10 protein-coding genes are annotated in these 13,058 nt (G+C 71.8%); 5 read left to right on the top strand and 5 right to left on the bottom strand.

Going from position 1 to position 13,058, the window contains the following annotated elements; genetic code table 11:
* The first annotated feature begins 62 nt into the window (after positions 1–62).
* The 5 genes from ACFVWD_RS46315 to ACFVWD_RS46295 all read left to right on the top strand — a co-directional run bounded on the left by ACFVWD_RS46315 (position 63) and on the right by ACFVWD_RS46295 (position 6,041).
* The gene (locus ACFVWD_RS46315) at positions 63–1,934 is read left to right on the top strand and encodes an ABC transporter substrate-binding protein (protein WP_389604272.1); all 1,872 of its coding nucleotides are present in this window, start codon (positions 63–65) and stop codon (positions 1,932–1,934) included.
* Positions 1,935–2,009: 75 nt separating this feature from the next.
* Positions 2,010–3,077 carry an ABC transporter permease gene (locus ACFVWD_RS46310; protein WP_389604270.1) on the top strand — a complete coding sequence of 356 codons (1,068 nt, stop codon included), beginning with the start codon at positions 2,010–2,012 and terminating at the stop codon, positions 3,075–3,077.
* 23 nt (positions 3,078–3,100) lie between these two features.
* Positions 3,101–4,024 (top strand): ABC transporter permease, encoded by a 924-nt coding sequence (locus tag ACFVWD_RS46305; protein WP_248297774.1) that lies wholly within the window; start codon positions 3,101–3,103, stop codon positions 4,022–4,024.
* A complete protein-coding gene (locus ACFVWD_RS46300) occupies positions 4,021–5,040 on the top strand; it encodes an ABC transporter ATP-binding protein (protein WP_389604269.1) in 1,020 nt (339 codons plus the stop codon). The genes ACFVWD_RS46305 and ACFVWD_RS46300 overlap by 4 nt, the downstream gene beginning before the upstream one ends.
* Entirely contained in the window at positions 5,037–6,041 is a 1,005-nt protein-coding gene (locus tag ACFVWD_RS46295) for an ABC transporter ATP-binding protein (protein ID WP_389604267.1), read from the top strand. The genes ACFVWD_RS46300 and ACFVWD_RS46295 overlap by 4 nt, the downstream gene beginning before the upstream one ends.
* 160 nt (positions 6,042–6,201) lie before the next feature.
* On the opposite strand, the gene ACFVWD_RS46290 is transcribed toward ACFVWD_RS46295, so the two are convergent.
* From ACFVWD_RS46290 to ACFVWD_RS46270, 5 genes are all read right to left on the bottom strand, one after another.
* Positions 6,202–7,155: a bifunctional riboflavin kinase/FAD synthetase gene (locus ACFVWD_RS46290; protein WP_168496204.1), complete on the bottom strand. Its 954-nt coding sequence runs from the start codon at positions 7,153–7,155 to the stop codon at positions 6,202–6,204.
* Between the two features lie 116 nt (positions 7,156–7,271).
* Positions 7,272–10,952 carry a trypsin-like peptidase domain-containing protein gene (locus ACFVWD_RS46285; protein ID WP_389604265.1) on the bottom strand — a complete coding sequence of 1,227 codons (3,681 nt, stop codon included), beginning with the start codon at positions 10,950–10,952 and terminating at the stop codon, positions 7,272–7,274.
* Positions 10,953–11,205: 253 nt separating this feature from the next.
* On the bottom strand, positions 11,206–12,111 hold the full coding sequence (truB, locus tag ACFVWD_RS46280) for a tRNA pseudouridine(55) synthase TruB (protein ID WP_168496202.1): 906 nt from the start codon (positions 12,109–12,111) through the stop codon (positions 11,206–11,208).
* On the bottom strand, positions 12,108–12,563 hold the full coding sequence (rbfA, locus tag ACFVWD_RS46275; RefSeq protein WP_389604264.1) for a 30S ribosome-binding factor RbfA: 456 nt from the start codon (positions 12,561–12,563) through the stop codon (positions 12,108–12,110). Before rbfA ends, truB begins: the two co-directional genes overlap by 4 nt.
* A 33-nt stretch (positions 12,564–12,596) precedes the next feature.
* A complete protein-coding gene (locus tag ACFVWD_RS46270) occupies positions 12,597–12,890 on the bottom strand; it encodes a DUF503 domain-containing protein (protein WP_143609353.1) in 294 nt (97 codons plus the stop codon).
* Positions 12,891–13,058: the final 168 nt, after the last annotated feature.

Below are 13,058 nucleotides of genomic sequence, written 5' to 3'. Positions count from 1 at the left end.
ACCCTGATCCAGTAGGTCAACCAGCCATCCCTGTGCGAGCGATGACGCGAGGTCACCGACCCATGAACAGACACGATCAGCCCAACAGAGGACGTCTGCGCCCCCGGCTCCTCGCCGCCGCAGCCGCCGCCGCGCTCACCCTCTCCGCCGCTCTCGCGACCCCGCTCAACCCGGCCCCGCAAGAGGCCCAGGCCAAGGGGAGCCAGCAGGCCAAGGAGAGCAAGAAGGTCCTCACCGTCGCGGTCGCGCAGAGCGTCGACTCGCTGAGCCCCTTCCTGGCCTCGCGCCTGCTCAGTACGAGCATCCACCGGCTCATGTACGAGTACCTGACCAACTACGACCCCGCGGACAACCACACCGTCCCGGGCCTGGCCACCAAGTGGGAGCCGTCCGCCGACAAGCTCACCTGGACCTACACGATCCGCTCGAACTCCAAGTGGTCGGACGGTCAGCAGGCCACCGCCGCGGACGCGGCGTGGACGTTCAACAAGATGATGACGGACCAGGGCGCGGCCACCGCCAACGGAAGCTTCGTCACCAACTTCAGGAAGGTCACCGCCCCGAGCCCCACCCAGCTCGTCATCGAGCTGAAGAAGCCGCAGGCCACGATGGGCGCGCTCGATGTGCCGATCGTCCCCCAGCACATCTGGGAGAAGGTCAAGGACTTCTCGAAGTTCAACAACGACCAGAGCTTCCCGATCGTCGGCAACGGGCCGTTCGTCCTGACCGACTACAAGGCCGACAGCTATGTGCGGCTGAAGCCGAACAAGACCTTCTGGCGCGGCGCCCCCAAGTTCGACGAGCTGGTCTTCAAGTACTTCAAGGACCAGGACGCCGCGGTGGCCGCCCTGCGCAAGGGCGAGGTCTCCTTCGTCGCGGGCTCCCCCGCGCTGACCCCCGCCCAGGCCGCGTCCCTCAAGGGCGAGCCGAACATCAAGGTCAACGACGCTCCGGGCCGTCGCTTCTACGCCCTGGCCACCAACCCCGGCGCCCAGTCCAAGGACGGCAAGCACTTCGGTGACGGCGCCGAGTCGCTGCTGAACCAGAAGGTGCGCCAGGCGCTCTTCATGGCGATCGACCGGAAGACCCTCATCGACAAGGTTTTCCAGGGCCACGCCGTCGAGGGCGAGGGATACATCCCGCCGCGCTTCTCCACGTACTACTGGAAGCCGTCGGCGAGCCAGGAGCTCGCGTACGACCCGGCCAAGGCGGCCCAGCTCCTCGACGCGGCGGGCTACAAGAAGAACGCCGACGGCAAGCGCGTCGAGCAGAACGGCAAGCCGATCGATTACCGGATCCTCTGTCACGCCACCGACCCGAACGACAAGGCGGTCGGACAGTACGTGAAGGAGTGGTTCGGCAAGCTGGGCATCGGCGTCACCCTCAACTGCCTCGACAACGTGACCGACCCCTGGCTGGCCGGCAAGTACGACCTGGCCTTCGACGGCTGGTCCGTCAACCCGGACCCCGACTTCGTGCTGTCCATCCACACCTGCGGGGCGCTGCCCGCCACCCCCAAGGACACGGGCGCCACGGACAACTTCATCTGCGACAAGAAGTACGACGAGCTGTACGACCAGCAGCTCGCCGAGTACGACACCGCCAAGCGGGCGGACATCGTCAAGCAGATGGAGTCGCGGCTCTACGAGACCGGGTACATGAGCGTCATGGCGTACCCGAACGCGGTCGAGGCCTACCGCACCGACCAGATCAAGTCGATCGAGACGATGCCCAAGGCCGCGGGCAACATCTACGGCCAGGACGGTTACTGGAGCTGGTGGTCGGCGGTTCCGGCCGACGCCTCCGGTGCGTCCTCCGACGGTTCGAGCTCGACGGGCGTCATCATCGGCATCGTCGCGGGCGTCGTCGTTCTCGCGGGCGTCGGGGCGTTCTTCGCGATGCGACGCCGTGCCACGGCCGAGGACCGCGAGTAGACCTCCCCTGCCACCCGTCCCCCGTCTCCCGACCCCCACGGGCACCCCATGAACGTACGAGCGAATGAGTAGTTCATGACCGCTGAGGCAACACCCTCGCTGGTCGAGGCGACCGACGGTCCGGCCCTGGCCGGGCCGTCGGTCCGCGGGCCACGGGCGCGCACCACCACCGCGTATCTGCGGTATGTGGCGGGCAAGTTGGGCGGCGCGGCCGTCTCGCTGCTGGCCGTCCTCGTCACCAGCTTCTTCCTCTTCCGGCTCATCCCCGGCGATCCGGTGAAGTACATGACGGGCGGCCGTCAGGTATCCGCCGAGCAACTCGCCCACTACCGGACGGAGTTCGGACTCGATCTGCCGCTGTGGCAGCAGTTCACCGACTACTGCGGCAAGGCCCTCACCGGCGACCTGGGCACCTCGTACCAGTTCCGGGCCCCCGTCATCGACAAGATCTCCGAAGCGCTGCCGAACACCCTCCTGCTCACCGGCACGGCGTTCGTCCTGTACACCGCGCTCGGCATCTTCCTCGGCACCCGCTCCGCCTGGCGCAGCGGCGGCACGAGCGACCGCCTCAACACCGGTCTGGCCCTGACGCTGTACTCGATCCCGTCCTTCTGGCTCGGTCTGCTGCTCATCATCGTCTTCTCGGTGGGCATGGGGCCGATCCCTGGCCTGTTCCCGACCGGCGGCATGGAGTCGGGGGGCAAGGAGGGCTTCGCGTACGTCCTCGACGTCGCCCACCATCTGATCCTGCCGGTGGTGACGCTGGTCTCCGTCGAATACGGGCAGACTCTGCTGGTCACGCGCTCGGCGCTGCTCGACGAGATGGGCAGCGACTATCTGACGACGGCGCGCGCGAAGGGCCTTCGGGACGATCTCGTCCGCCGTCGGCACGCCGTGCCGAACGCGCTGCTGCCGACCGTCACCCTCATCTTCATCAACCTCGGCCGGACGGTCGCGGGAGTGATCCTCGTCGAGACCGTCTTCTCCTGGCCGGGCCTGGGCGGGCTCTTCTACCAGGCGCTGAGCGTGCCCGATCTGCCGCTGGTCCAGGGGCTGTTCTTCGTCTTCGCCTCGGCGGTGATCGTGATGAACACCCTGGCCGATCTGATCTATCCGCTGCTGGACCCACGGGTGGGCCGATGACCACGACCGAGTCGGACGGGCCGATGACAACCGAAGCAACCCCGCAGGTGGCCACAGTCGGCCCGCGCACCCTCGCCTGGCAGCGCCGCCGCCACTCCGCCGCGCGCTTCTGGCGGCAGTACCGCACCCACCGGGCGGGCGTCTTCGGACTGGCCGCCCTCTCCCTCTTCGCGCTGATCGCCCTGACCGCGCCGCTGACCGTCGGCTCCGACGTGCAGAGCGTGACCGACGCGCCGGGCGGCCCGATGGAGAGCCCCAGTGCCCGATTCCCGCTCGGCACCGACCAGTTCGGGCGCAATCTGCTCGGGCTCGTGGTGTGGGGTGCCCGCGTCTCGCTGCTCGTCGGGCTGCTCGCCGCCGTGCTCTCCGTCGCGATCGGCGCGCTGATCGGGATCACCGCGGGCCACTTCCGCGGCTGGTACTCGACCGTGATCATGCGGATCACGGACTGGTTCCTGGTGATGCCGACGCTGGTGCTCGCGATCGCGCTGATGACCGTGATGTCGCGTTCGATCGGCACGATCATCCTGGCGATCGGCGTCACCACCTGGCCGACGACGGCCCGGCTGGTGCGGGCGCAGACCCTCGCCGTGGAGTCGCGGCCCTACATCGAGCGGGCGAAGGCGCTCGGCGGCGGGCACTGGCACATCATGTCCCGGCACGTGCTGCCCAATGTGATGCCACTGGTGCTGGCGCAGACCACCCTGATCATCTCCTCCGCGATCCTCGCCGAGGCGACCCTCGCCTTCCTCGGGCTCGGCGATCCGACGGTCGTGTCCTGGGGCGGGCTGCTCCAGGACGCGCGGGAGGCGGGCGCGGTCAGCGCGGGCAAGTGGTGGTACCTGGTGCCACCGGGGGTCGCGATCGCGGTGGTGGCGCTGGCGTTCACGCTGTGCGGACGCGCGGTCGAGTCGGTCCTCAACCCCAAGCTGGGGGTGACCCGATGAGCACTCCGGCGAAGCGGCGCCTGCTGGAGGTCAGGAACCTCGAGGTGACGTACGCGGGCGGGGCGGCCGCGGTGCGCGGCGTGGACCTCTCCCTCGACGCGGGCCAGAAGCTCGGTATCGCGGGCGAGTCCGGCTGCGGCAAGTCCACGCTGGCGCTCGCACTGCTGCGGCTGCTGCCCACGGGTACCCGTACGAGCGGGGAGATCCTGCTCGACGGCGAGGACGTGCTGACGATGAAGTGGGGACGGGTACGGGCGGTCCGCTGGGCGGGCGCCTCGATCGTCTTCCAGGGCGCGATGCACTCCCTCAACGCCGTGCACCGCGTCGGCGACCAGATCGCCGAGCCGATCCTGCTCCATAAGAAGGCGACCCCGGCGGGCGCGAGGCAGAAGACCGGCGAACTGCTGGAGCACGTGGGTCTGCCCGCCGCCCGAGCGAGCGCCTACCCGCACGAGCTGTCCGGCGGGCAGCGCCAACGCGTCATGATCGCCATGGCCCTGGCCTGCGACCCCCGGCTCGTCATCGCCGACGAACCGACCACGGCCCTCGACGTGATGATCCAGGCCCAGATCCTGCGTCTGATCGAACAGCTCGTCGCCGAGCAGGAGTTGGGCCTGATCATGATCAGCCACGACCTGGCTGTGCTCGCCGACACCTGCGACCGGCTCGCGGTGATGTACGCGGGCCGTGTCGTCGAGGAGGGCCCGGCCCGGCAGGTGTACGAGGCGGCCCGGCACCCGTACGGCAAGGCACTGTCGGCGGCGTTCCCGCGCATCGGCGACGCCGCCTCGCGGTTCGCGCCGCGCGGACTGCCGGGCGATCCACCGGACCCGTCGGCGCTGCCGTCCGGCTGTACGTTCCACCCCCGGTGCGCGGTGGCGCTGGACAGCTGCGCGAGCGAGGATCAGGCACTGCGGGAGGCGGGTGCGGGGCGCTGGGCCGCCTGTGTGCACGCCGGCGCGACCGTCCCCGAGCCGGGCACCCCGGCCGAAGAAGCCAGGAGCAGCGCCCCATGACCACCACCCCTGTGCCCCCCGTGACCGCGGCTCCTCTGCTCCGGGCCGAGGGCCTGCACATCGCCTTTCCCGGACGTCACGGCGCCGACCGCGCGCGTGCCGTGGACGGGGTCGACCTCGACATCCGCCCCGGCGAGATCGTCGCCCTGGTCGGCGAGTCGGGCTGCGGCAAGACGACGCTGGCCCGCTCCCTGCTCGGTCTGGTCCCGCCGACGGACGGCCGCGTCACCTTCGACGGAAGGCCGCTCGACTACTCCGCACGCGCCCTCAAGGCCTACCGCAAGCGCGTCCAGCTGGTCCTGCAGGATCCCAGCGGCTCGCTCAACCCCCGGCACACGGTGTACGACGCGGTGGCCGAGGGACTGCGCATCCACAGGTACGGCGGCGACGAGCGGGCGGCGGTCGCCGAAGCCCTCTCCCGGGCCGGTCTGCGCCCGCCGGAGCGCTTCTTCCTGCGCTACCCGCACGAGTTGTCCGGCGGCCAGCGCCAGCGCGTCGTCATCGCGGGCGCGCTGGTCCTGGAGCCCGAACTCATCGTCGCCGACGAGCCGGTGGCCTCCCTCGACGCGTCGGTACGCGGCGAGATCCTCGCCCTGCTCCTGCGGCTGCGCACCGAACTCGGCCTGTCCGCCCTGGTGGTGACCCACGACCTGGGGCTGGCGTGGAACATCGCCGACCGGGTCGCGGTGATGTACCTGGGCCGGATCGTGGAGACGGGCGAGGTGGAGAAGGTCCTGACCGCGCCCCGGCATCCGTACACCCAGGCCCTGTTGTCCGTCCTCCCGGAGGCCCCGGGCGACCCGGTGGTCCTCACCGGCGAACCCCCGGACCCCTCCCGCATCCCCACCGGCTGCCGATTCCACGCACGCTGCCAGATCCTGGCGAGCGGAGAGGCCGACCGGGCGGGCGTCGCGGACGCCTGCCGGGGCGAGGACCCGGAGGTACTGAACGGCAGCGGCGAAGCACAGGTGGCATGCCACTGGGCACGGCTCGGTATGTGAAGCAGGTGGCGTGCGGCTGGGCGCTCAGTACGTGAAGCAGAGGGCGTGCGGCTGGGCGCTCAGTACGTGAAGCAGAGGGCGTGTAGCTGGGCACTCAGTACGTGAAAAGGGGCGCCCGGTGCCTCTGAAAGCACCGGCGCCCCTGCCGCGTACGACGCAGTCACTCCCCCTCGTACGCCTCGATCAGCTCGCGCGAGCGCTTCACATCGTCCGCGATGGCTTCCAGCAGCGCCTCGATGGAGTCGAACTTGGCCATGCCGCGGACGTAGGCGAGGAAGTCGACGGCGACGTGCAGGCCGTACAGGTCCAGGCCGACGCGGTCGATGGCGTACGCCTCCACCGTGCGCTCGGTGCCGTCGAACTGCGGGTTCGTGCCGACGGAGATCGCGGCGGGCATCGCCTCGCCCCCGACGTGCAGCCAGCCGGCGTAGACGCCGTCGGCGGGGATCGCGGTGTGCGGGAGGGTCTCGACGTTGGCGGTGGGGAAGCCGAGCTCGCGGCCGCGCTGGGCGCCGCGGACGACGATCCCCTCGACGCGGTGCGGGCGGCCCAGGATCTCGCGCGCGCCCTCGACATCGCCCTCGGCTACCAGCCGCCGGGTCAGGGTCGAGGAGAAGGGCTCGCCGCCCCCGGCGGAACCACTCACGTACAGCTCCACCACCTCGACGTCGAAGTCGTACGTCTTGCCCTGCTCGCGCAGGAAGTCGACATTGCCGGCGGCCTTGTGGCCGAAACGGAAGTTCGGGCCCTCGACGACGGCCTTGGCGTGCAGCTTGTCGACGAGGACCTTCACCACGAAGTCGGCGGGCGACAGCTTCGAGAACTCGGTGGTGAAGGGGAGGATGAGCAGCGCGTCCACACCCAGTTCGGCGCACAGTTCGGCGCGGCGGTGGTGCGGGGCGAGCAGCGGGGGGTGGCTGCCGGGGCGCACGACCTCGCTGGGGTGCGGGTCGAAGGTCACCATGACGGAGGGAACGCCCAGCTCACGGGCGCGGTCCACGGCATGCTTGATGATCAGCTGGTGTCCGCGGTGCACCCCGTCGTAGGAACCGATGGTGACGACGCTGCGCCCCCAGTCCTCGGGGATGTCCTCCAAGCCACGCCAGCGCTGCACTGTGACCGCTCCTTGTCGAACCCGTGTCCGTCATTGCCTCATTCGCAGCTCTAAGGGTGCCATGCCGAGTGCGCTCGGTTCGCATCGGCATCGGGGTGTGACGCATCGCGCACGGTTCAGGCCGGAACCCGTACCCCTGCGAGGTTCTCGATCACGCGGCGGGTGCTCGGGCCGACCACCCCGGCCCACTCGTCGGGGGAGCCGGTCAGCCAGCGTGCCACCAGGGTCGCGAAGCCGGGGACCTGACGGGCCAGCTCGACCAGACCGCGGTCGAAGCCGGTGGCTCCGGCCGGGGTGCGGACGAGGAGCAGGCCCGTGCGGTGCACCAGCTCACGGGTGGGTTCCTCGCCCCGGCGGGCCGCGCCGTCCGCGGCGGCCCGCAGCAGGGTGTCGAGGACGGCCGGGTCCTGCTCGTGCGCGAGCAGCAGGTCCAGCAGCTCGCGCCGCAACGGGTCGCAGTCCTGGCTGCCCGGCGCCGCCAGGACGGCCGCGAGGGCCGCCCGCACCGGAGCCGGGCAGCCGACCAGCAGACCGGTGACCAGCGGGAAGAGGACGGATCGTGCCGCGGATCCGTGTTCGAGGCGCCGGTCGACGTACGCGGCCACGTGCGCGGCGGCCTCGGGGCACAGCTCCACCACTTCCCTGACCAGCACGCCGACACGGCGGGCGAGCGCGGGCGTGGTGACGTCGGCGAGCGTGCGCAGCGCCTCCGAGGTGTCCGCGCCCGGCTGTCGCAGCCGGACCCGAAAGGCTTCGAGCACCGGGTCGGGATGCGTGTTCAGGGCGGCGACCAGCGCGCCGGCGGGCAGCCGCGGATCGCCCGCGGCAAAGAGCTCAAGCGCCTGCGGCAGGTACCGGGCCCGCGTCCACGGGTCCCGTACGAGCAGGCCGAGCGCGCCACCGTGCAGCGCGCAGTCGGCGGGACTGGCGAGCAGGGTCAGCGCCGCGTAGCGCAGCAGCTCGCGGTCGGCCTCGGCGCGCACATGCGGCGCGGCGCGCAGCCCGTACGCCATCGCCGCCACCCGCCGGGCCGGGCGCTCGTCGTGCGCCCACCGGTCCACCGCCCGGCACACGGCCGAGGGCTCCTCCTCGGCGAGCGCGGCCAGCAGCTCGTCCCCGCGCCGGTGGGCACGGTCGACCAGGGCCTCCGCGAGGTCGTCCAGGGCGCGCCGCCGGTGCGCGTACAGCAGGGCCTGCGCGGCGGTCGCCACGGTCGCGTGGGGCGTCGCGGGCAGCGGCCGGTCGTCGTCGAACCAGGGAGTGAGGTGGGGTTGTACGGCGGTGGGGTCGGCGGCGAGGAGTCGGGCGACGGCGTCCAGATAGCGCGGGGCCTCCGGGGGACGGCGGCGGTGGGCGCCGGCGGCGGTGCGGGACCCCTCGGCCGGGCTCGCCTGACGCGGCGCCCCGTCCACGACGACCAGGCGCCTGAGCAGATCGAACTTCTCCGCCTCCGGCAGCGGCAGTGCCTCCCAGAAGGAGGGCCCGAACTCCGCAGGCACACCTCGGCCTTCGGTCCGCCACGCCACGATCCGCTCGGCGAGCAGCCGCAGCACCCTGGTGTACGGGGTCGCGTCGGGTACGCGCACCAGGACATCGGCGAGGAGGTGGGTGGCCCACCAGGTGCCGTCCCCGGTCGGGGCACCGTCGCCGTTCGGGGTGGCGTCCCCGGTCTGGGTGCCGTACACGGTCTGGGCGGACTCCTCCGCCAGCAGGTCGTCGACGGCCTCGACGAGGTCTTCGAGGCGGTGGGCCAGCGCACCGGCGCCCTGGTGCCGGGCCAATAGGAGGAGTGCCTGCACGACGGGGCCGATGCGGTGGCGCGGGACGAGCACGCAACGGCTCTGGGCGGATGGGTGTGCGGGCGTCCGCTGGGCCGGTACCCGCTCGGTATGCCAGGCTTCGCGGCGCCGGTGGACCAGGGCGTGCAGGGCCGGGTCCACATCCAGGTGGGTGCCCTGGATCCAGTCGGCGAGCTCCTCATGGGCGAACCGGTAGCCGCTTCCGGCGGGGACCAGGAGGCCCTCGGTGAGGACGGCGGAGGCCCAGCCGGTGACACGTCCCGGTGCGGGACCCCAGGGGAAGACGGCCTCGAAGGACGCGCGGTCCAGCCGGCCCTGGCCGGGCCCCAGGCAACGCCGCGCGGCCTCGTGCACCTGGCCGGAGACCCGGGCGGCGAGCCTTCGTACGGCCGTGCCGCGCAGGCCGTTCGCCGCCGCGAGCCGGACCGCGACGCGCAGGCACATCAGGTCCAGATGGGAGGCGAAGACCTCATCCCGGTCGAGTGGCCGGGTCGGCGCGTCAGGCAGCGCGGCGCGCACCTCCGCCAGCAGCCGCAGCGTCAGCGGATGCCGCGCGTCGGCGGCCACCAGCGCGCCCTCGGGGATCCCGGCCCGCGCACGGACCCGCCGCGCCTCCTCCTCGGTCAGCCCGCCCAGCCGGACGCAGGGCGGAAGCGACGGCTCCGGGTCGGTACCGGCCCGGTGCAGCGACTCGGCCGGGAACTGGACCCCCGCCTGCTCCCAGTACTCGGCGCGGCAGGCGACGACGAGCCGCGCCCCGCTCGCCCGCAGCCACTCGGCCGTGCCCTCGGTCCACTCGGGCAACCGGTGGGCGAGGTCGGGCGGCATCTCCTCCGGTCCGTCGAGAAGGAGCAGCAGTGGCCGTCCGGCGGCCCGTGCCAGCCGGGCCAGCCGGTCGGGACCGATGTCGCCGAGCTCTCCGTCGTACCCGCCCGGCGGCAGCACCCCCGGCTCCCGGCGCGTGCCCTCCTCCGGGGCCGCCACGATCCGTCCCGCCCGCTCCAGCGTCCGGGTGGCCGCGTCGGCGACGGAGGTGTCCGTGGCGAGGAGGTCGGCGCCGCGCAGCCACAGCGTGGGGGCCGGCGCGGCCCCGCGGGTGCGGCGGGCGGCGAGCGCCGCGAGTTCCGTCGTACGGCCGCTGCCGGGTGGGCCGACGAGTCCGAGGACGGCGGCCGGGCCGCTCTCGAAGGACGCGAACTCCCTTACGACGGCGGCCCGTTCCACGGTGGCGGGCGCCGCGCCGCCGGTGCCTGCCGAGGTCGCGGCCCCGGGGCCGTCCGAGCCCAGCGAGGTCGCCGTGAGTTCGAGTACGCCTGCCGGATTGAGATCGGCCCCGTACGCGGGGACGGTGGTGGCGTTGCGGTCGAGGAGTTCGGCGAGCGGACCCGTGACGCCGGGGGTGCGCAGGAGGACCGCGAAACCCGCCGCCCGGTGCTCGGTCCGCAGCGCGGTGCCGAGCACCGCGATCACCGCCCCGGTCGAGGCGTCGACGACCGGTCCCCCGGCCGCCCCGCCGCCCAGCCGGAGCGCGTCCGCGCCGGCCGTGCCGATCGCCAACTCCAGTGCCTCGTCGAGGCGATGGAAGCGATCGGTCGCCGCGTACGTCACGGTGGTGCTGCCCAGCACCCGGGCCTCGCGCCAGCCGCCCGCGGGGATCCTGACGTACGTGCCGGTCTCGACCCTCTCGCGCACGGTGACGGGGAGCGGGTCGAGGCCGAGGCCCTCGGTGCGTACGAGCGCCAGATCGGTTTCGGGGATTGGGGTCACGGCATCGGCGGTCACCACACAGCTGCGGTCGCCGGGGGCGTGCAGCACGAGGCGGGCCAGACCGTCGACGGCCTCGTGGCTGGTGATCACCGTGCCGTGGTGGTCGGCGACGAAACCCGCGCCGCGTGGACGTCCGGCCAGGTCGCAGACGCGCACCAGGGTCTCGTTCCGCGCGCGGCGGGCGTCGTCCGGTGTCTGCTCGTTCCCGGCCCGCGGGCCCCGTCCCGCCATGCTCGAACCTCCCCGCCGTGCTCCTTCTTCCGACGGTAGGCGCCAGATGATCAGCGGGACAGATCACGCGAGAAACGCGCCCCCTTCCGCTCCCTCGGTTCACTCCGAGCGCCTGCCCGAAGGGGTGAATAGGGCAGGGCGGATGGATAAACCCTTGGGTGGGGGAACCGAGGGGGGACCGTGGAGCGGCGGGCACGAAACCCCGTGACCGCCGCTCCACGGGCAGGTGCCCGAGCATGAACAGATGTCGGCCTCAGCCGAACACGGCGAGGCTCTTCGCCTTGCCCTTCTGTTCCTCCACCAGCGCGAGGAACTGGCCCTCGGCGTCGAACACGGCCACCGCGCCGACCCCCGCGTACTCCTCGGGGATCTCCAGGCGTACGCCGTTGAGCAGCAGCCGGGCCCGCTTGGTGTCCACGTCCCAGCGCGGGAACGCGGCCGCGGCGGCCTCGGCGATCGGCATCACGGTCAGCTCCTCCTGGAGCTGGTCGAGGGTGCGCGCGGAGTCGAGCTTGTACGGGCCGACGCGGGTGCGGCGCAGGGCGGTGAGGTGACCGCCGACGCCCAGGTCCGCGCCCAGGTCCCGGGCGAGCGCCCGGATGTACGTCCCGGACGAGCAGACCACGGAGACGACCAGGTCGAGCACCGGCGTGCCGTCCTCGGCCACGGCGTCCCGGATGTCGTACACCGCGAACGAGGAGACCGTCACCGGGCGGGCCGGGATCTCGAAGTCCTCGCCCTCGCGTGCCCGCTTGTACGAGCGCACGCCGTCGATCTTGATGGCGCTGACCTTGGACGGCACCTGCATGATCCGGCCGGTGAGCTTGGCGATCCCGGCGTCGATGGCCTCCCGGGTCACCCTGGAGGCGTCGGTGGACGAGGTGATGTCGCCCTCGGCGTCGTCCGTCAGCGTGTCCTGGCCGAGCCGGATCGTCCCCAGGTACTCCTTCTCGGTCAGCGCGAGGTGCCCGAGGAGCTTGGTCGCCTTCTCGACGCCGAGGACGAGCACGCCCGTCGCCATGGGGTCGAGGGTGCCGGCATGTCCGACGCGGCGGGTCCTGGCGATCCCGCGCATCTTGGCGACCACGTCGTGCGAAGTGAAGCCCGACGGCTTGTCGACGATGACAAGCCCGTCGGGCGTCTTGGTCTTCTGCGTCATTCCGCGGCGTCGCCGTCCGTCTCGTCGTCCTCGTCCGGCTTCTTGTACGGGTCCGCGTCACCGGCGAAGGTGGCACCGGCCGAGACCTCGCGCACCTTCGCGTCCGAGGCCCGCGCCTTGTCGAGCAGGTCCTCGATCGTCTTGGCGGTGTCCGGCAGGGCGTCCGCGACGAAGGTCAGCGTCGGCGTGAACTTCACGCCCGCCGCAGCGCCGACCGCCGAGCGGAGCACGCCCTTGGCGCTCTCCAGGCCCGCGGCCGCGGCCGCGCGCTCCTCGTCGTCCCCGTAGACCGTGTAGAAGACGGTCGCCTCCCGGAGGTCCCCGGTGACCCGGGTGTCCGTGATGGTGACATGGGTGCCGAGCCGCGGGTCCTTGATCCCACGCTGCAGCTTCTGGGCCACCACCTCTCGGATGAGGTCCGCCAGCCTCTTGGCACGCGCGTTGTCGGCCACTGGTCCGTCTCCTTCTTCGCCTTGCTTGTTCCGTCAGTCTTCGTCTGTATGAAGTCTGCGCCGTACCGACAGCAGCTCCACCTCCGGTCGCGCCGCGACGAACCGCTCGCACCGGTCCAGTACGTCGGTGAGGTGCTCGGTGTCTCCGGAGACCACCGCCAGGCCGATCTCGGCCCTGCGATGAAGGTCCTGGTTGCCCGTCTCCGCCACGCTCACCGCGTACTTCCGCTGGAGTTCAGCGACGATCGGCCGGACGAGAGAGCGTTTCTCCTTGAGCGAGTGCACATCGCCGAGGAGCAGATCGAAGGACAGCGTCCCCACATACATGTGTAACCGGATGTCCCGCCGGTACGGGGTAGATGGCCTGCCAATGCGCTTGGCAGGGACATCAGAACCGTACAACGAACCCCTGGCTCGCTCGACGGAGTTTCCGCCCCCGCACCGGCGGGGGCCGTTCGCGCAGTTCCCCGCGTCCCTGAAAGGGGCGCGGGGAAC

The organism is Streptomyces sp. NPDC058086 (assembly GCF_042885015.1).
Taxonomy (GTDB): domain Bacteria; phylum Actinomycetota; class Actinomycetes; order Streptomycetales; family Streptomycetaceae; genus Streptomyces.
Note: the sequence above shows the minus strand (reverse complement) of the source record. Positions and strands in the feature narration are given on the sequence as shown.